The organism is Plantibacter lichenum (assembly GCF_050587525.1).
Classification (GTDB): Bacteria; Actinomycetota; Actinomycetes; order Actinomycetales; family Microbacteriaceae; genus Plantibacter.
In genome coordinates, this window is record NZ_JBOBFT010000003.1 from 105,059 (window position 1) to 123,719 (window position 18,661).

Here is an 18,661-nt window from a genome sequence, read left to right on the forward strand (position 1 = left end):
TCCGCCGAGGTGAGGCTTCCGGTTGTTCCTGAGCGCCCTGGGCAACCGGAAGCCTCACCTCGGCGGCTCTACTAGCCTGGGGGGATGGAATTCGAACGACGGTCAGCTCCACTCCGGGTGGCGATCGCCGACGACTCGACACTGCTCCGCGAAGGACTCGTCCGCCTGTTCGACGACGCCGGCTTCGTGATCACAGGCGCCTTCGGCGACGCCGTCACCCTCACCGAGGCGCTGGCCGCCGCGAAGCAGGACGAGCATCCTGACGTCATCGTGATGGATGTGCGGATGCCGCCGACGTTCCGCGACGAGGGCGTGCGCGCCGCCATCGAGCTGCGGAGGCGCCACCCTGGCCTGGCGGTGCTCCTGCTCAGCCAGTACGTCGAGACCGTGTACGCGCAGGAACTCCTCGCGAGCGGCTCTGGAGGCATCGGCTATCTCCTGAAGGACCGGGTGACCTCCCTCGACCAGGTGCGCGACGCCATCGAGCGCCTCGCCTCCGGAGGCACCGTGCTCGACCCCGTCGTCGTCGGCGAACTCGTCGCCAGGCGCCCGGACCCACTGTCGTCACTGACCGTCCGAGAACGCGATGTCCTCGAACGCATGGCGGAGGGCCGGACGAACCAGGGGATCGCGGGCCTCCTGCACATCGGCGTCGGAGCCGTGGAGAAGCATGTGAGCGCGATCTTCCAGAAGCTCGGCCTCGAGGACTCCGGATCGGATCACCGTCGGGTGCTTGCCGTCATCGCCTTCCTTCAGCGCACCGCGGACTGAGCGGAACCGACCGCCGTATCCCCGAAACGACGGAAGGGGCCGCCTGAGGCGACCCCTTCCGGGTGGTGCTGACGGCAGAACCGCCGGCCGAATTACTGGCTGATGTGCGCGAAGAGGAACCAGCGGTCCTTCTCGAGGCCGCGAGCGATCTCGATGGCGACGTCCTGGCTCGTGAGGTCGAGGTCGTCGAGCTCGTCGACGGCCGTCTTCACCGACACTGCGGCTGCATCGAGGAGAGCGATGACCTCGGCGATGGTGCGGTCGGACTGCTGGAAGCCTTCGCTCACCTGCGGGGTCGTCGTCTTCGCGGCGACCGTGCTGAGGCGTGCGTCGACGGGCAGGCCCAGGGCGACGATGCGCTCAGCGGCGGTGTCCGCCCAGTCCTGAGCGTGGGCGACGATCGTGTCGAGGAGTTCGTGGACACCGATGAAGTTGGCACCGCGCACGTGCCAGTGCGCCTGCTTGCCGTTGACGACGATGGCGGTGAGGTCGACGACCACGGGGCTCAGGAACTGCGCGACCCCTGCGGCGACGTCCGGGTTGGCGATGGTTTCCGGGATGGTGGTGATCTTGCTCATGTGACTGTTCCCCTTCGTGCTTCGTGTGATGGGTACAACGCTACTCAGGCTGTGACATTCCGCAAGGAAGTCAAGGCTGTACTTAGGAAGCTGAGGCTCAGCTCACCACTGGGGGAGACGGGCATCCGTGCACCGGATCATCCTGGTTCGGAGCGGCTGCTGCGATAGCGTTGGGCCATGTCTGACGGAGCGATCATCAAGTCCCTGCCCGGCGGGTTCGTCCCGGTCCTCGACCCGACCGCGTACGTCGCGGAAGGCGCGGTCGTGGTCGGAGCCGTCACCCTCGGCGCCCACTCGAGCGTCTGGTACAACGCGGTCCTCCGAGCTGACTCGAACACGATCGAGGTCGGCGAGGGGAGCAACCTGCAGGACGGGGTCGCCGTCCACGTCGACGCCGGCTACCCGACGATCATCGGACGGAACGTGTCGGTGGGGCACAACGCGGTCGTCCACGGCTGCACGGTCCAGGACGACTGTCTCATCGGCATGGGCGCCGTCGTGTTGAGCGGTGCGATCATCGGTGCGGGCTCGCTCGTTGCGGGTGGCGCCGTCGTGCTCGAGGGCACAGTCGTGCCGCCGGGGTCGCTCGTGGCGGGCGTTCCCGCGAAGGTGCGGCGGGAGCTCATGCCGGGGGAGCAGGAGTCGATCCGCCGGAACGCGGCGCACTACGTGCAGAACGCTGTGCTCCACCAGACGCCCCTCGAGTAGCCGCTCGAGGAGCCGCTCATCGGAGGCGTGTTGCTGTCGAGCGGTCCCGCGAACAGCGCGTGGGCGCCGACGAGCAGGCGGGGGCGGATACGAGCGGGTGCCGTCAGGGGCGGGTGCGCTTGCGCGCGCGGCGCTGCGCCAGGGCGGAACTGCCGAGGCAGACGACGCACGCGATCATGAGCAGGACGCCCACGCCGAAGCGCCCGAACGCGAAGCTCAAACCCCCGAGCAGGAACACGACGGCGCCGACGATCGTCCAGAGCTGGGCGATGCGCATGGCGGCTCCTCGGGGTCGGTGCGACGCCCTGCGGGCCGCGAGGACCACGGTACTCGCCGGATGACGCGCAGAGCGAACTTCCCGGGTGAGCCCGGACACGAGGCCGGACAAGCAGAAAGCCCCGACCGAGAGGCCAGGGCTTTCGATGTCCCACGGAGGAGACGGGAGAGGGGCTGACGGGAATCGAACCCGCATCATTAGTTTGGAAGACTAAGGCTTTACCACTAAGCTACAGCCCCGAATCCGGCGAGTTTCCGTCGGTATTCAGGTGTTCGATTGTCGAGGTGATTCCCTGCCGTGCGTTGCACTGCTCGGAACTCACCATGCGAGCTTACTGTATTCCGGCAGGCGCTTCGAACACGCGATCGGTCCGCGCGCGTCGCATCGCCGTCGGAGCACAGGATGCGCCCAGAAACTGGGCTAGACTGACCGAGGTCATTTCGCCCGCCCTCAATCGGCTGCGGTGGCTTGCCGGATTGACACCGATCCGGGGCGTAGCTCAGCTTGGTAGAGCGCCCGGTTTGGGACCGGGAGGTCGCAGGTTCGAATCCTGTCGCCCCGACCATGTCAGCGACCTCAACTGAGGCAGAATCCCCAACACAGGAGAAGTAACACGTGAAAACCACGGTCGAGAAGCTGAGCCCCACTCGCGTCAAGCTCGCCATCGCGGTGACGCCTGAGGAACTGAAGCCCAGCATCACTCACGCATACGGTCACATCGCCGAGGACATCAACATCCCCGGCTTCCGCAAGGGCAAGGTGCCGCCCGCGATCATCGATCAGCGCGTCGGCAAGGGCGCCGTCATCGAGCACGCCGTGAACGAAGGCCTCGACGGCTTCTTCCGCACCGCGCTCGAGGAGAATGAGCTCCGTCCCCTCGGCCGCCCGCAGGCGGACATCATCGAGTGGCCGAACGAGAAGGACTTCTCCGGCGACCTCCTCGTGAACATCGAGGTCGACGTCCGCCCCGAGATCACCCTCCCCACGTACGAGGGCCTGAAGCTCACCGTCGACGCGCAGGAGGCAGGCGAAGCCGACGTCCAGGACGAGCTCGACCGCATCCGTGCGCGCTTCGGCACGCTCATCACGGTCGACCGCCCCGCCAAGACCGGTGACTTCGCACAGCTCGACCTCGTCGCCAAGATCAACGGCGAAGACGTCGACTCCGCGACGGGCGTCTCCTACGAGATCGGCTCCGGCGAGCTGCTCGCCGGCATCGACGAGGCCCTCGACTCGCTCACCGCTGGTGAGACCACGACCTTCACCTCGCCCCTCCTCGGTGGCGAGCACGAAGGCGAAGACGCCGAGGTCACCGTCACGCTGACCGCCGTCAAGGAGCGCGAACTCCCCGAGGCAGACGACGACTTCGCGCAGATCGCCAGCGAGTTCGACACGATCGAGGAGTTCAAAGCTCAGCTCCGCGAGGTCGTCGAACGCCAGCAGGTCATCACGCAGGGCCGCGACGCCCGCACGGCTCTCGTCGACACGCTCCTCGAGCAGGCCGAGATCCCCGTTCCCGAGAGCGTCATCGAGGACGAGGTGCACCGTCACCTCGAAGGCGAAGGCCGCCTCGAGGACGAGGTCCACCGCGCAGAGGTCACCGAGTCGAGCGAGAAGTCGCTCCGCACACAGCTCCTGCTCGACGCACTCGCTGAATCGCTCAACGTGCAGGTCAACCAGAACGAACTGACCGAGTACCTCATCCAGAGCGCCTCGCAGTACGGCATGGAGCCCGGCGAATTCATCGAAGCCCTCGGCCAGCAGGGTCAGATCCCCGCGATGGTCGGAGAGGTCGCCCGGAACAAGGCCATCGCGATCGCGCTCGGCAAGGCCGTGGTCGTCGACTCCAACGGCAAGCCGGTCGACCTGAGCGACTTCGTCGCCGTCGTCGAGGATGAGCCGGCCGCCGAAGAGGCAGCCGACGACGAGGCTCCGGCCGAGGACGCAGCGGCTGACGAGGCTCCGGCCGAGAAGCCCGCGAAGAAGGCTCCCGCCAAGAAGCCCGCCGCCAAGAAGGCTCCGGCCAAGAAGGCAGCAGCCGACGAGGCCGCAGCCGAGTAGTTCTCGATCTCACGAAGATCACCCGGAAGGGCACGGAAGCGATTCCGTGCCCTTCCGTCGTTTCCTCTGGCGTTGGCCGATTCGGGTGGCGACTGGTCGACAGCTGCCGAAGCGGTGCGTCGCAGCGACGAGGTAATCTACCGGGATGTCTGTTCCGAATGAACCCGCACCCGCTGCGACCTGGGACGAGCGCGTCGACGCCGTCTGGGACGCTTCCGCCGAAGGAGGGGAACTCGCAACGATCTCGTTGATCGACGCCCTCGTGGCCGAACGTCCGGCGGGCGATGCGGCCGGGCTCTTCGAGGCCGCTGGAGCTCGAGACTCCGCGGGTCTCGAGGCCGAGGCCGAGCCGCTGTACCGCGCCGCGCTGGCCGCGGGGCTCGACGAGGAGCGTCGGCCGCAGGCCGTCATCCAGCTCGCCAGCACCATCCGGAACCTCGGACAGGTCGACGAGAGCGTCGCGATGCTGCGCACGGAGCTCGCTGCGCATCCGGACGGCCCGCTCGCCGACGCCGCCAAGGCATTCCTGGCCCTCTCGCTCGCGACCCGCGGTGACACGCTCGAAGCCACTTCGATCGCCGTCGGCGCCCTCGCCGGACACCTGCCGAGGTACCGCCGCTCGGTCACCGGGTACGCTGCGGAACTCCTCGAGCACTGATCTCCCCGGCGGCGCGAACGCGACGGTGAAGGGCGCCGCTCGGCGCCATGGTGAACACTGAGCGAACGTTCCGCTCAGGAGCCCGACCGGCCGGACGCCCATTGCTAGGCTGATCCCGACAGCGCCTAGGGTTCCGCCCACGCCCGTCGTCGACGATCCACGATCGTCGGCAGCTCCCACAACGAGGGTGCACGGGGTCAGGTCCGAGCGGCGCCACGGTCGAGGCTCCCGCCCGGCCGTCATCTGACAGGACAAAAGCCCGGAGGATCCGTTCGGCGCGCCAGCGCCGGAGAACCAGGATCCCGTGTCTCCTCTCGCTCTGCTCCTCGTCATCGTCGCCGCGTTCGCACACGCGGGCTGGAATCTGGCGTCCAAACGCGCCAGCTCCACGGGTGTCCCCTTCATCTGGTTGGGCGCCGTCGCATCCACCGTCGTCTACCTTCCGGTCGCCGGGGTGGACGCGTTCCTCTCGCCATCACCGATCGGCGCGGTGGTCCTCGGGGCGTTCGTCTCCGCCGTCCTCCACGTCGGCTACATGCTCCTCCTGCAGGCAGGCTATGCCCGTGGCGACATCTCGGTCGTCTACCCGATGGCGCGGGGGACCGCGCCGCTGCTCTCCGTCGTCTTCGCGATCGTCGTCTTCCACGAGGAGCCGACGCTGCTCGGCGTCATCGGCGCGCTGCTCGTCGTAGCGGGGGTCGTCGGGATCGGGCTGTCGGGGAGGCGGGGCGATGCGATGCCGGGTGCGACGACAGCCGCATCGCCCGCCCCCTCGCCCGTTCTCCCGCGGCGGACGGGGCTCGGCCCCAGGCAGCGCGCCGGCGTGCTGTTCGGACTGGCGACGGGCGTCTCCATCGCGATCTACACGGTGTGGGACGCGTACGTCGTCGGCGAGCGCGGGGCATCGCCCATCCTGCTCATGGTCGGCTGCACGATCGGGGAGAGCATCATGCTCGCGCCGTTCGCCTGGCGTCGAAGGGCCGAGGTGCGGCAGGTGTGGCGCCGCTACCAGCCGCAGGTGTGGACGCTCGGAGTCCTCTCGCCGCTGTCGTACATCCTCGTGCTCTACGCGTTGACGCTCGCCCCCGTGTCGCTCGTGGCGCCCGCGCGCGAGATGAGCGTCGTCCTCGTGAGCCTCGCCGGCTGGCTGCTCCTCAAGGAACCGGACCCGCTCAGACGCCTCGGAGGGGCCGTCGTGGTCCTCGGCGGGGTGGCGCTGCTCGCCGTCGCGTAGTCTGCCGAGGGCGAACAGGGCGATGAGCGTCGTCAGCCTCCGATAGATTCGAATCACTGCACAACCGAAACGGAGCGACCATGGCCGAACCACTACTTTCGCCCAGTGTCTTTGACCGACTGCTGAAGGACCGCATCATCTGGCTCGGCGCGGAGGTCCGCGACGAGAACGCAAACGAGATCGCTGCCAAGCTCCTGCTGCTCGCGGCCGAAGACCCCAAGCGCGACATCTACCTCTACATCAACTCGCCCGGTGGTTCCATCACCGCCGGTATGGCGATCTACGACACGATGCAGTTCGTCCCGAACGACATCGTGACCGTCGGCATCGGCATGGCGGCATCGATGGGGCAGCTGCTCCTCACCGCCGGCACCAAGGGCAAGCGCTACATCACGCCCAACGCACGGGTGCTCCTCCACCAGCCGCACGGCGGCTTCGGCGGCACCTCGAGCGACATCCAGACACAGGCGAAGCTCATCCTCGACATGAAGAAGCGCCTCGCCGAGATCACCGCGGCACAGACCGGCAAGAGCGTCGAGCAGGTCAACGCAGACGGTGACCGCGACCGCTGGTTCACCGCGCAGGAAGCCCTCGAGTACGGTTTCGTCGACCACATCCGCGACTCCGCACTCGACGTCTCGGGCGGCGGCGGAACCGCAGACGCCCCATCGGCCGCGACAGACAGGAACTGAGAACCATGGAGACCCCCACTTTCGCTGCTGCCGGCCGCGCACTCCAGACGCCGGGCGCACGCTACATCCTCCCGAGCTTCGAGGAGCGCACGGCTTACGGCTACAAGCGCCAGGACCCGTACGCGAAGCTCTTCGAGGACCGCATCATCTTCCTCGGCGTCCAGGTCGACGACGCGTCCGCGGACGACATCATGGCCCAGCTCCTCGTCCTCGAGAGCATGGACCCCGACCGCGACATCGTGATGTACATCAACTCGCCCGGTGGCTCGTTCACCGCGATGACGGCCATCTACGACACGATGCAGTACATCCGTCCGCACGTGCAGACGGTCGTCCTCGGTCAGGCCGCTTCGGCCGCCGCCGTGCTGACGGCTGCAGGAACGCCCGGCAAGCGCCTCGCGCTCCCGAACGCTCGCATCCTCATCCACCAGCCCGCCGTCGGCGAGGCCGGGTCGGGTCAGGCGTCGGACATCGAGATCCAGGCGGCCGAGATCCTCCGGATGCGCACGTGGCTGGAAGCGACGCTCGCGCACCACTCCAACCGGACGGCCGAACAGGTCAACAAGGACATCGACCGCGACAAGATCCTGTCCGCGGCCGAAGCGCTCGAGTACGGTCTCATCGACCAGGTGCTCACGAGTCGTAAGAACGTCCCGGCCATCACGGCCTAGTCCGATGCTCGTCAACGCGGCGCGCCACCCCGGGAAGGGGAGGTGCGCCGCGTTGTCGGACGGACAGGCTAGGCTCGGAACACCCACTGTCGAGGACGAGAGAGAGACACCATGGCACGGATAGGCGAAAGCGCCGACCTGCTGAAATGCTCCTTCTGCGGGAAGAGCCAGAAGCAGGTCCAGCAGCTCATCGCGGGCCCTGGCGTGTACATCTGCGACGAATGCGTCGAGCTGTGCAACGAGATCATCGCCGAACGCCTCGCTGAAGCCAGCGAAGAGACGGTGAGCGAGTTCGACCTCCCGAAGCCGAAAGAGATCTTCGCGTTCCTCGAGGAGTACGTCATCGGGCAGGAAGGCGCCAAGCGCGCGCTGTCCGTCGCCGTCTACAACCACTACAAGCGAGTGCGTGCACGCAGCACCCTCGCCGCGGCCGAGACCGTCCACGACGACATCGAGATCGCCAAGAGCAACATCCTCCTCATCGGCCCGACGGGCTGCGGCAAGACCTATCTGGCACAGACGCTGGCGAAGCGTCTCAACGTTCCATTCGCTGTCGCGGACGCCACAGCGTTGACGGAAGCCGGCTACGTGGGCGAGGACGTCGAGAACATCCTCCTGAAGCTCATCCAGGCCGCCGACTACGACGTCAAGCGCGCCGAGACGGGCATCATCTACATCGACGAGGTCGACAAGATCGCCCGCAAGGCCGAGAACCCGTCGATCACCCGCGACGTCTCCGGTGAGGGCGTCCAGCAGGCGCTCCTCAAGATCCTCGAGGGCACGGTGGCCTCCGTTCCTCCGCAGGGCGGACGCAAGCACCCGCACCAGGAGTTCATCCAGATCGACACGACGAACGTCCTGTTCATCGTCGCCGGCGCCTTCGCGGGACTCGAGGAGATCATCTCCTCGCGGGCGGGCAAGAAGGGCATCGGCTTCGGCGCTCCGCTCCACAGCAAGGGCGACGACGTCAACCTCTTCGGCGAGGTCCTCCCCGAGGACCTCCACAAGTTCGGCCTCATCCCCGAGTTCATCGGGCGCCTCCCGGTCGTCACGACCGTGACGCCGCTGGACCAGCACGCGCTCATGGAGATCCTCACGGTTCCCAAGAACGCGCTCGTCAAGCAGTACCAGCGCATGTTCGAACTCGACGGTGTCGAGTTGGAGTTCGATCAGGCGGCGCTCGAAGCCATCGCCGACCTCGCGGTGCTCCGGAAGACCGGCGCCCGTGGCCTCCGCGCCATCATGGAAGAGGTCCTCGGGCCGATCATGTTCGAGGTGCCGTCCACGGACGAGGTCGCCCGGGTGGTCATCACCCGTGAGTCCGTCGTCGAGAACGCCGCTCCCACCATCGTGCCGCGTGCGGCACGGCGCCAGGACAAGTCCGCATAGTCGACCCCGTCCAGGAGGAGACGATGACGATCTCCAACACCCCTGCAGCCGGTCAGCCGCGCCAGCGTTCCGCGCTCGTGACGGGTTTCCGGCGTGCGGCGGTGATCGTCATCATCGTCTCGTTGTCGCTCACGGCGCTCCTCGGCATCGCCGTGCTCTTCACCGGCGGCTTCGGCGAGGTGCAGGGTCGCATCCTGCTCACCGCGCTCCTCATCGCCGGGTTCAGCATCACGGCGCTCTGTGACCTCGCCGTCGCCGGTCGTACGCTTCGTCTCGTCGCGTTCGCAGGGCTCGTGGTGTCCGGGATCGCACTGGTCTTCGGGCTGTTCACCATCTGGTGGGATCCTGGAACAGACGGCTGGGGTGATCTGCTCCGCTGGTTCGGGATCGCGGGGGTCTGGGCCGTCTCGCTCGCGCAGGTGAATCTGCTCTTGCTCCTCGGCGGACGTCGCCGGCTCGCGGTCCGCATCGGTCTCGGGATCACGATCGTCTTCATCGCCCTGGTGGCGCTGCTCATCACTCTGCCGATAGCGACGAACGGGTCGATCCCAGGCGACCTCGGTCTCGACTACTGGCGCGTGTTCGGCGTGTTCGTGATCCTCGACGCGCTGGGCACCGTCGTCGTGCCCGTCGTCGCCATCTTCGTCCGTGACGCCCCGAGCGCGGAATCGGCTGCGGGGACCGCCGCCCCGGGTATGGCGGTGACGGGGTCGCTGCAGCTCCTGCTGGCTCCCGACGTCGATGCGCGCCTCACGGCCGTCGCCGCGCGTGCCGGGACGTCGCGGGAGCGGGTCGCGGCATACGCGATCGCCGCCCACCTCGACGAGGTCGATCGGGTGCGGAACGATCCCGCCGTGGAAGTCAGTCGGCCTCGAGACCTCGACGGCGGAGCAGAGGCTCGATGACGGCGTCCCTGCCGCGGAAGTCCCGGTAGGCGACGAGCGGATCCTTCGAGCCACCGACGCCCAGCAGCCGGGTGCGGAAGCGGTCGCCGTTCTCACGGGTCAGTCCGCCGTTCTCCTTGAACCACTCGACCGTGTCCGCGTCGAGGACCTCGCTCCAGATGTAGGAGTAGTAGCCTGCGTCGTATCCGCCTGAGAAGGTGTGCGCGAAGTAGGTGCTCGCGTAGCGGGGCGGGATCGCCGGGGTGTCGAGGCCGACCGAGGCGAGGGCTGCGGCTTCGAACGCGGCGACGTCGGTGATCTCGTCCTCGGGGCCGATGCGATGCCAGGCCTGGTCGAGGAGGGCCGCGCCGAGGTACTCGCTCGTGGAGAAGCCCTCGTTGAAGCCCTCGGAGGCGTGGAGCTTGGCGACGAGCTCGTCGGGCATCGGCTCCCCGGTCACGTGGTGCTTCGCGTAGTTCGCGAGCACCTCAGGCCACAGCATCCACATCTCGTTGACCTGGCTGGGGAACTCGACGAAGTCGCGGAAGACGTTCGTCCCGGCGAACTTCGGGTAGGTCACGATCGCGAAGAGTCCGTGCAGTTCATGCCCGAACTCGTGGAAGAAGGTGTTGACCTCGTCGAAGGTGAGGAGCGTCGGTTCCCCGGCGGACGGCTTCGGGATGTTGAGGTTGTTGACGACGACCGTCGGCTGGTCGAGGAGCCGGTTCTGGGAGATGAGCGGGTTCATCCACGCACCGCCGCGTTTGGAATCGCGCGTGTAGAGGTCCAGCAGGTACAGGCCCGCGGGCGTTCCGTCCTCGTGGCGCACTTCGAACACGCGGACGTCGGGGTGGTAGCCGACGAGGTCCGTCCGCTCGGTGAACGTCACGCCGTAGAGCAGGCTCGCTGCGTGGAAGACGCCGTCCCGGAGCACGCGTTCCGCCTCGAAGTACGGCCGCATCGATGCGGTGTCGACGTCAAAGCGTTCGGCACGGACCTGCTCGGTGGCGTAGGCCCAGTCCCACGACTCGACCGTGCTGCCGTCGCCGAGCACTTCGGCGAGCGCTCGTTGCTCCGCTGCGGCATTGCGCGCTGCCGGCGCCGCGAGGCGTTCCAGGAGCTCTGCGACACGCTCAGGGGTGCCAGCGGTCTCGTCGGCGGTCACGGCGGCCGCGTGCGACGGGAAGCCCAGGAGAGCGGCGCGCGAGGCGCGCAGGCGGGTGATCTCGAGGACGAGATCCCGGTTGTCGTGCTCGCCGCCCCGCGTCCCACGACTACGGGACGCCGTCATGATGCGTTCGCGGAGCCCGCGGTCGGTCAGATCGGCGAGGTACGGATGCCCGGTGGGGAGGACGAGTGTGATGAGGTAGGAGCCGTCGAGGCCCCGCTCGCGTGCCGCTTCGGCAGCCGCGGAGACCTCGCCGGGAGCGAGGCCGTCGAGCTCGGCGACGTCGTCGACGACCACGGCCAGCTCGTTCGTGTCGGCGAGCAGATGCTTCTCGAATCTGGTCGTGAGCGTCGAGAGCCGCTGATTGATGGCTTTGAGCTGCTCCTTCTGGACCTCGTCGAGGCCCGCACCCGCGAGGGTGAACTCGGTGTGGTACCGCTCGACGAGGTAGCGCGACTCGTCGTCGAGGTCGAGGCGGCCGAGCTCCGAGTGGACGGCGCTGATGCGCCAGTACAGGTCCGGATCGAGCCGGATGGCGTCCTCGTGGGCCGCGAGGAGCGGAGCGATCTCCTCCTCGAGCTCGTTCGTGAAGGCGGAACTGTCCGCGGAGCTCTGGTTGAAGAACACGGCGGCGACGCGCTGCAGCGTCGCTCCGCTCCGCTCGAGCGGGATGAAGGTGTTCGCGAAGGTCGGCGCTTCCGGCTGTGCCGTGATGGCCGCGATCTCGGCGAGCTGTTCGCGGAACCCCTCCGAGAACGCCGGGCGGTAGTGCTCCTCGTGGATCTCGCCGAACGGTGGAAGCTGGTACAGGAGGGCGCTCGGACGGAGGAACGGATTCGCGGTGTGTGCCATCCAGCTACCCTACGCGCCGCACCGTCCCCGCTTCGAGCGTCGCCACCGTATTGCCCCGGCCGGAGCTCGGACGATCACGTGGGATCAGTCGTCGTCGGCGTCTTCAGCCGCCTCGTCCGCACGGGTCACGACGACGGAGCCGTCTGCAGCGATCCTGATCGTCGTTCCGTCGTCCAGTTCGACGATCGGCCGGCGTTCGAGCCAGGTGAGGGTCCAGCGCCAGGAGGACGTCGCCACGCCGAGGGAGACGAGTTCGGCCTCCTCCGCCCGGACAGCGTCGACGACGGCTTGGGGGAGCGTGTCAGGGGTTTGCTGGCCGACGGACCAGCGGGTTCCGAGCTGCATCACGGCTCCAGATCGTAGGTGACCCACTCGGTCCGCTTCGCGACACGGTCGTACAGTCGCTGCGCTTCCTCGTTGTCGGACGCCGTGATCCAGCGGACGACACTGTGGCCGCCCGCCGCCGCGAGCTCGCGGAGGCGTCCGAGGAGCGCCTCTCCGACGCCGTGCTTGCGGGCGTTCGGGTCCACGAACAAGTCGTCGAGGTAGAGGCCGGTCGTCCCGGCGAGCGGACGCGGGAACACTCGGTAGTGGGCGAGGCCGACGAGGTCGCCCTGCTCGTTCTCGGCGACGAGCGCCTGCAACGGATGCGTGGGATCGCTGAGCCAGCCCCAGACGCGGACGGCCTTCTCATCGGTCATGGGGACGCCGTAGAAGTCGCCGTAACCGGTGGAGAGGGCGTGCCACGCGAAGAGATCGCTCTCGGTGACGGGACGGACGGTGACGCTCATGCGCGTTCCTCGCTCTCGACGGGTGCGAACACGATACCGGTGACGCTCAGTTCCTCGCCAGCGGCGAAGTCGAGGCGCTCGATGCGTCCGACGGCACGAAGGTCGTCGGACGCCGTCCGCAAGAGCTCGGTCTGGTCAGCCGGTCCACTGATGACGGCGGATTCGACGGGGGTCTTCTGCGATGCCTTCGCGTCCGTCTTCGCACGACGGATGCCGGTGAGGGCTTCGCTCGCGAGCTGGAGAAGACGCCGGTCGCCTGCGGGGACGGCGGAGAGCTCGTCGAGCGTCGGCCAGACCGCGCGGTGCACCGAGTCGGTGTTGAACCAGGACCAGGCCTCTTCTGCCGCGAACGGCACGAACGGTGCGAAGAGGCGGAGGAGCGTCGTCAGGGCAGTGCGGAGGGCGGCAACGGCGGAGGCCTGCTCGGGACCGACCTCGGCGTACGCGCGTTCCTTGACGAGCTCCAGGTAGTCGTCGCAGAAGGTCCAGAAGAACGCCTCGGTGATCTCGAGGGCTCTGGCGTGGTCATAGGACTCCAGCGCCGTGGTCGCATCCGCAACGGTCTTGCGGAGCGTCTCGAGCATGCTCAGGTCGAGCGGCTCCGTCACCGCCGCGTCATCGGTCGACGCGAAGCCGAGGATGAACTTCGACGCGTTGAGGACCTTGATGGCCAGACGGCGACCGATCTTGATCTGCGTCGGGTTCTGCGGGTCGAAGGCGGCGTCGGTGCCGAGTCGGCTGGAAGCGGCCCAGTAGCGGACGGCGTCGGAGCCGTGCTGTTCGAGCATGTCGGCTGGCGTGACGACGTTGCCCTTCGACTTGGACATCTTCTTGCGGTCGGGGTCGACGATGAATCCGGACAGCGCGGTGTGCTCCCACGGCTTGACGTCGTACTCGAGGACCGAGCGCAGCATCGTGGAGAACAGCCAGGTGCGAATGATGTCCTGGCCCTGCGGACGCAGCGAGAACGGGAAGACGAGGTCCCAGAGTTCCGGGTCGCGTTCCCAGCCGCCGGCGAGCTGCGGCGTGAGGCTCGAGGTGGCCCAGGTGTCCATGACGTCGACCTCGCCCTGGAAGCCGCCGGGGACGCCGCGCTGGGATTCGTCGTAGCCGGGAGCCGCGTCGCTCGACGGGTCGACGGGCAGCGACTCGCGCGGCGGGACGATCGGTTCGTCGAAGACCGGGTTGCCGTCGGCGTCGAGCGGGTACCACAGCGGGATGGGGACGCCGAAGAAGCGCTGGCGGGAGATGAGCCAGTCGCCGCTCAGACCGCCGACCCAGTTCTCGTAGCGGACGCGCATGAAGTCCGGGTGCCAGTCGAGCTCCGAACCCAGTTTGAGCAGACGTGAGCGGAGCGTTTCGTCACGTGCGCCGTTCTTGATGTACCACTGGCGGGTGGAGACGATCTCGAGGGGCTTGTCGCCCTTCTCGAAGAACTTCACGGGGTGCGTGATGGGCTTGGGGGCGCCGATGAGGTCGCCGGACTCCGTGAGGAGTTCGACGACGGCCTGCTTGGCGCTGAACACGGTCTTGCCCGCGAGCTTCGTGTAGGCCTCACGTCCGGCCTCGGATGTGATCGCTTCGGGCGCTTCGGAGATGATGCGCCCGTCGAAGCCCATGATCGCCCGGTTCGGGAGGTCCAGCTCGCGCCACCAGATGACGTCCGTGAGGTCGCCGAAGGTGCAGATCATGGCGATGCCGGCGCCCTTGTCCGGCTGGGCCAGGTGGTGGGCGAGGATCGGGACCTCGACGCCGAAGACGGGCGTGGTCACGGTCGTGCCGAAGAGGTCCTTGAACCGTGCGTCGTCCGGGTGCGCGACGAGGGCCACACACGCCGGGAGCAGTTCTGGACGGGTGGTCTCGATCTCGATCGTTCCGCCGTCGGGCTTGTGGAAGGAGAGCCGGTGGTACGCGCCGGGCTGGTCCTTGTCCTCGAGCTCCGCCTGGGCGACTGCCGTGCGGAAGGTGATGTCCCACAGGGTGGGAGCCATGGCCTGGTAGGCCTCGCCGCGCTCGATGTTGCGGAGGAACGCGAGCTGGCTGGTGAAGAGCGCTTCCTCACCGATCGTGCGGTAGCTCTGTGTCCAGTCGACGGAGAGTCCGAGAGCGCGCCAGACCGCTTCGAACTGCTGCTCGTCCTCGACGGTGAGGCGTTCGCACAGTTCGATGAAGTTGCGGCGGGAGATCGGCTGCTGGTCGGCCGCCTTCGTGCTCTTGTTGTCGCCGCCTTCGAAGGGCGGGACGAAGTCGGGCGTGTAGGGGAGGGTCGGGTCGCATCGCACGCCGTAGTAATTCTGCACACGACGCTCGGTGGGGAGGCCGTTGTCGTCCCAGCCCATCGGGTAGAAGACGCGCTTGCCGCGCATGCGCTGGAACCGCGCCACGACATCGGTGTGGGTGTAGCTGAAGACGTGCCCGATGTGCAGCGACCCGGATGCGGTGGGCGGCGGGGTGTCGATCGAGTAGATGCAGTCCTTGGTGGCGCCGTCGCGCTCGAAGCGGTAGGTGCCTTGGGACTCCCAGCTGGTGCCCCACTTCTGCTCGAGGCCCTCCAGTGCGGGCTTCTCGGGGATGTTGGCAGTGGTCATGGCGGTCTCCAGCTCGATATGTGCGGCACCGTGTGTACGTGCCTGAGTGTGTGGGGGTCTCGTCGAGTCTATCGCAGGGGTCGGGGGTCGGTCCCAGCAGCTCGTCGGGAGCGCCGTCGCGTGTCGGGGCGGCGCATGTGCAAGGAACCGGACGACTGTCGTCGGTCGCGGCTCGCGGCGATCGGATCGGTGCCGACGCGCTACCACCATCCGTACCCGCCACGTGGTGAGTAATTCTTACTGAGGTCCAGTATGCTCACGGAGTGCGAGAGTTCGGGGGAGTCGTGTCGGGTGCCGACGAGCGTCAGCGACGCCGCAGTCTGACCGGTCCCGGAGCGATTGTCGGCGCCGTCATGATCAGCGCCGTGCTGCTCACCGCTTCGCCCGTGCACGCGTCCGTCAGGACGGACTCGCCGGCGTCTGTCGCCGTCATCGCCGATGCAGTCGCGGTCGATGCCGTACCGGTCGACGCCGCACGCGCCCGCGCACTGAACGACGGCGTCGCGGACGAGGCAGGCGCCCGCCAGGGACGTCAGTTCATCGGCGTGATCGCCGTCGTCGCGACACCGCTGCTGGCCGGGACGCTCGTGCTGCTGCGACTGCGCGCCGCCCGCAGACGGCGCGCGGAGATCCGTCGCTCGCAGGCGGACACCGAACCGGCGTCGACGGACCGGGTCAGTCGCCTCACCGACGCCTGAGCGCGCCGCCCGAGTCGTCCGGTCGAGCCAGCCGTCTGAGCCAGTCGTTTGAGCTAGCCGTCTGACCGATTCCTGATCCGAGGCGCATCGGCTGCCAGCCGAGCGGTGTACGCGTGGCGCGGATCGGTGAAGACCCGTTCGGTCGACCCGTGTTCAACGATGACGCCGCGCTGCAGCACGATGACCTGATCGGTCATGTGGCGGACGACGCCGAGATCGTGGCTGATGAAGACGATGCTGAGGCCGCGCTCCCGTTGCAGCTCGTCGAGCAGATCGAGCACACGCGCCTGCACCGTCACATCGAGTGCCGACACCGGTTCGTCCAGGACGAGGACGTCCGGTCGCGGGGCGAGGGCCCTGGCGATCGCGACGCGCTGCCGCTGGCCGCCGGACAGGGTGCGGGGCCTGACCTCGGCGACGGCCGGGTCGAGGGCGACCGATCGGAGGAGCTCGTCGACCGTCGAGGCCGGGCCGTGCGCGCGGAGCGCCGCGGCGTCGGCGAGGATGTCCCGCACGCGCCATCGGGGATCGAATGAACTCAGGCTGTCCTGGTAGACCGCACCGATGCGCTGCCGGTGGGGTCGCCGTTGCCGCTCGGACATTCCCGACCAGTCGAGGCCGTCCAACCTGATGGTCCCCGCGTCGGGGGACGTCAGCCCGAGGAGCATCCGCGCGATCGTCGTCTTGCCCGATCCGGACTCGCCGACGATGCCGAGGCTCGTGCCGCGCTCCACGCCGAATGACGCGTCCGAGACGGTGAGCAGGGGTTCCGCGCCGCCTCGCCGGGAGAAGCGCTTGACGACGCCCGTGAACTCGAGGATCGGGGTGTCGCTCGCGGGCGGCGCCGCCATCGAACCGACCGGTGCGCGCTCCGCGATGTCGATGGTCTCGGCAGCGGAGTTCGTGTCATCACCTGTACCGCTGCGCGCATCAGGGCCCGTGTCGCCATCAGCGTCGACGGCTGAGAGCCGAGACCACCGCGGCCGATCGGTCGGAACGGCTCCGATGAGTTCCCTGGTGTAGGCCTCGCGCGGGTGTTCGAGGATCCGGTGGGTCGGACCGCTCTCGACGATCCGACCGTGCCGCATGACGACGACCCGATCGGCGATCGCGCTCACGACGGCGAGGTCGTGGCTGATGAGCAGGAGTCCGGTCCCGCCGTCTCGGAGGCCGCCGAGGAGTTCGAGGATGCGTGCCTGCACCGTCACGTCGAGCGCCGTCGTCGGTTCGTCGGCGATCACGAGCGGTGGATCGAGGGCGATGGCCGAGGCGATGAGGGCGCGTTGGCGCAGGCCGCCGGACAGCTCTCCGGAACGGAGGCCCACGCGCTGCTCAGGCTCCGGCATCCCGACGGCTTCGAGCAGGTCGATGACCCTCGCGGACCGTTCGGCGCGGCCGAGGCCGGTCCCGAGACGGAGCGCGTCGTCGATTTCGCGACCGATGGTGCGGAGGGGGTCGAGGGAGCCCAATGCGTCCTGGAGGATGAGTCCGATGCGGCGGCCGCGGATGCGTCGCCATCCGGCCTCGGTGCGGCCCGAGACGTCCTCGCCCTCGAAGCGCATGACGCCGGCGCGAACCGACGCTCCAGCGCCGGCGAGGCCCAGGAGCGACCTCGCCGTCACGCTCTTCCCCGAGCCGGACTCGCCGACGATCGCGACGCACTCGCCCGCACGGATCTCGAGGTCGACGCCGCGGACGACGTCGGGGCCCCCGGAGAACGAGACGTGGAGATCGCGCACCTGCAGGAGGGCCTCAGAGGGATCCGCAAGGGGAACGGTGTTCGTCATCGGCCCTCCCTCGTCCTCCGCTGGACACCGCGACCGAGCACGGTCGTCGAAAGCGTCGTCAGCACGATCATCATGCCCGGGAAGAAGGTCATCCACCACGCGGTGGTCAGGTAGGTGCGTGCTGCTGCGAGCATGGCGCCCCATTCCGGAGCCGGCGGCTGTGCTCCGAGCCCGAGGTAGCTGAGGGCCGCAGCCCAGACGACTGCTTGGCCGATGCCGAGGGTCGCGAGGACGAACAGCGGCGCGAGCGCGTTCGGGAGGATGTGCTTCGTGAGGACGCGCCACGGGGAGTGCCCGAGGACTCGCGCGGCCTCGACGTACTCGGAGGACCGGACGACGACGAGCTGCCCGCGGATGAGCCGTGCGTATCCGGGGGCGGTCGAGAGGCCCACGGCGATCGTCGCCGTGACGGGGCCCGGACCGGCGATGACGATGACGAGGAGCGCCAGGAGGAGTCCGGGGAAGGCGAAGAGGACCTCGAGGACGCGACCCACCGCGAAGTCGGCCACGCGCCCTCCCACCGCGGCGATCGTCGCGAGGAGTGCGCCGAGCGCCAGGCCGATGACCGTGGCCGCCAGCCCGATCAGGAGGGAGGTCGCCGTCCCGAAGACGACCCGGCTGTAGATGTCGCGTCCGGATTCGTCGGTGCCGAACCAGTGCGCGGCCGATGGTGCGCTGAACGCGTCGGCGGGGGCGATGGCCGTCGGGTCCGTTGTCGCGAGCAGTCCGGGAGCGACGGCGCTCACGAGCAGGAACAGGACGACGACGGCCGAGAGGAGCTCGGGGAGGCTGAAGCGTCCGAGGATGATCCGTCCGAGACCGGCCCGCGGGTTCCGCCTGGCGCCCGCACGGGA

Annotated in this window: 18 protein-coding genes and 2 tRNA genes; 11 read left to right on the forward strand and 9 right to left on the reverse strand. The window is 68.3% G+C overall.

Annotated elements, in window-relative coordinates:
• Nucleotides 1-84: 84 nt before the first annotated feature.
• The gene (locus ACQ3HB_RS05820) at nt 85-771 is read left to right on the forward strand and encodes a response regulator transcription factor (protein ID WP_430918597.1); all 687 of its coding nucleotides are present in this window, start codon (nt 85-87) and stop codon (nt 769-771) included.
• Nucleotides 772-863: 92 nt separating this feature from the next.
• Here the strand turns inward: ACQ3HB_RS05820 and ACQ3HB_RS05825 are convergent, their stop codons facing one another.
• On the reverse strand, nt 864-1,349 hold the full coding sequence (locus tag ACQ3HB_RS05825; RefSeq protein ID WP_430918599.1) for a Dps family protein: 486 nt from the start codon (nt 1,347-1,349) through the stop codon (nt 864-866).
• 177 nt (nt 1,350-1,526) lie between these two features.
• Here ACQ3HB_RS05825 and ACQ3HB_RS05830 point away from each other — a divergent pair, with 177 nt between their 5' ends.
• On the forward strand, nt 1,527-2,057 hold the full coding sequence (locus ACQ3HB_RS05830) for a gamma carbonic anhydrase family protein (protein ID WP_430918601.1): 531 nt from the start codon (nt 1,527-1,529) through the stop codon (nt 2,055-2,057).
• A gap of 103 nt (nt 2,058-2,160) precedes the next feature.
• Here ACQ3HB_RS05830 and ACQ3HB_RS05835 read toward each other — a convergent pair whose 3' ends face one another.
• On the reverse strand, nt 2,161-2,334 hold the full coding sequence (locus ACQ3HB_RS05835) for a hypothetical protein (protein WP_430918603.1): 174 nt from the start codon (nt 2,332-2,334) through the stop codon (nt 2,161-2,163).
• A 168-nt stretch (nt 2,335-2,502) separates the two neighbouring features.
• Nucleotides 2,503-2,573 (reverse strand) — tRNA-Gly (locus tag ACQ3HB_RS05840).
• Between the two features lie 249 nt (nt 2,574-2,822).
• On the opposite strand from ACQ3HB_RS05840, the gene ACQ3HB_RS05845 reads away from it, so the two are divergent.
• The 8 genes from ACQ3HB_RS05845 (at nt 2,823) to ACQ3HB_RS05880 (ending at nt 9,944) form a co-directional block, all read left to right on the forward strand.
• Nucleotides 2,823-2,899: transfer RNA gene (locus ACQ3HB_RS05845), tRNA-Pro, on the forward strand.
• 50 nt (nt 2,900-2,949) lie between these two features.
• Nucleotides 2,950-4,395, forward strand: coding sequence for a trigger factor (gene tig / locus ACQ3HB_RS05850; protein ID WP_430918605.1), 1,446 nt, complete (start codon nt 2,950-2,952; stop codon nt 4,393-4,395).
• A gap of 145 nt (nt 4,396-4,540) precedes the next feature.
• Nucleotides 4,541-5,053: a tetratricopeptide repeat protein gene (locus tag ACQ3HB_RS05855; protein ID WP_430918606.1), complete on the forward strand. Its 513-nt coding sequence runs from the start codon at nt 4,541-4,543 to the stop codon at nt 5,051-5,053.
• A 304-nt stretch (nt 5,054-5,357) separates the two neighbouring features.
• The gene (locus ACQ3HB_RS05860; protein WP_430918607.1) at nt 5,358-6,287 is read left to right on the forward strand and encodes an EamA family transporter; all 930 of its coding nucleotides are present in this window, start codon (nt 5,358-5,360) and stop codon (nt 6,285-6,287) included.
• A gap of 80 nt (nt 6,288-6,367) precedes the next feature.
• Nucleotides 6,368-6,979: an ATP-dependent Clp protease proteolytic subunit gene (locus ACQ3HB_RS05865; RefSeq protein ID WP_430918609.1), complete on the forward strand. Its 612-nt coding sequence runs from the start codon at nt 6,368-6,370 to the stop codon at nt 6,977-6,979.
• A 5-nt stretch (nt 6,980-6,984) separates the two neighbouring features.
• A complete protein-coding gene (locus ACQ3HB_RS05870) occupies nt 6,985-7,650 on the forward strand; it encodes an ATP-dependent Clp protease proteolytic subunit (RefSeq protein WP_430918611.1) in 666 nt (221 codons plus the stop codon).
• Nucleotides 7,651-7,761: 111 nt separating this feature from the next.
• The gene (gene clpX / locus ACQ3HB_RS05875; RefSeq protein ID WP_430918613.1) at nt 7,762-9,039 is read left to right on the forward strand and encodes an ATP-dependent Clp protease ATP-binding subunit ClpX; all 1,278 of its coding nucleotides are present in this window, start codon (nt 7,762-7,764) and stop codon (nt 9,037-9,039) included.
• Between the two features lie 23 nt (nt 9,040-9,062).
• Complete coding sequence (locus ACQ3HB_RS05880) at nt 9,063-9,944, forward strand: hypothetical protein (RefSeq protein ID WP_430918615.1); 882 nt, start codon at nt 9,063-9,065, stop codon at nt 9,942-9,944.
• Here the strand turns inward: ACQ3HB_RS05880 and ACQ3HB_RS05885 are convergent.
• From ACQ3HB_RS05885 to valS, 4 genes are all read right to left on the reverse strand, one after another.
• A complete protein-coding gene (locus ACQ3HB_RS05885) occupies nt 9,901-11,943 on the reverse strand; it encodes a M3 family metallopeptidase (protein ID WP_430918617.1) in 2,043 nt (680 codons plus the stop codon). The genes ACQ3HB_RS05880 and ACQ3HB_RS05885 overlap by 44 nt on opposite strands.
• Before the next feature lie 84 nt (nt 11,944-12,027).
• A complete protein-coding gene (locus ACQ3HB_RS05890; RefSeq protein WP_430918619.1) occupies nt 12,028-12,288 on the reverse strand; it encodes a hypothetical protein in 261 nt (86 codons plus the stop codon).
• Nucleotides 12,288-12,734 carry a GNAT family N-acetyltransferase gene (locus ACQ3HB_RS05895; RefSeq protein WP_430918620.1) on the reverse strand — a complete coding sequence of 149 codons (447 nt, stop codon included), beginning with the start codon at nt 12,732-12,734 and terminating at the stop codon, nt 12,288-12,290. The genes ACQ3HB_RS05890 and ACQ3HB_RS05895 overlap by 1 nt, the downstream gene beginning before the upstream one ends.
• Entirely contained in the window at nt 12,731-15,322 is a 2,592-nt protein-coding gene (valS, locus tag ACQ3HB_RS05900; RefSeq protein ID WP_430918622.1) for a valine--tRNA ligase, read from the reverse strand. The genes ACQ3HB_RS05895 and valS overlap by 4 nt, the downstream gene beginning before the upstream one ends.
• Nucleotides 15,323-15,585: 263 nt before the next feature.
• On the opposite strand from valS, the gene ACQ3HB_RS05905 reads away from it, so the two are divergent.
• Entirely contained in the window at nt 15,586-16,020 is a 435-nt protein-coding gene (locus ACQ3HB_RS05905) for a hypothetical protein (protein WP_430918624.1), read from the forward strand.
• A gap of 53 nt (nt 16,021-16,073) precedes the next feature.
• Here ACQ3HB_RS05905 and ACQ3HB_RS05910 read toward each other — a convergent pair whose 3' ends face one another.
• Nucleotides 16,074-17,807, reverse strand: a complete 1,734-nt coding sequence (locus ACQ3HB_RS05910) for a dipeptide ABC transporter ATP-binding protein (RefSeq protein ID WP_430918626.1) — start codon at nt 17,805-17,807, stop codon at nt 16,074-16,076.
• Nucleotides 17,804-18,616 (reverse strand): ABC transporter permease, encoded by an 813-nt coding sequence (locus ACQ3HB_RS05915; protein ID WP_430918918.1) that lies wholly within the window; start codon nt 18,614-18,616, stop codon nt 17,804-17,806. Before ACQ3HB_RS05915 ends, ACQ3HB_RS05910 begins: the two co-directional genes overlap by 4 nt.
• Nucleotides 18,617-18,661: the final 45 nt, after the last annotated feature.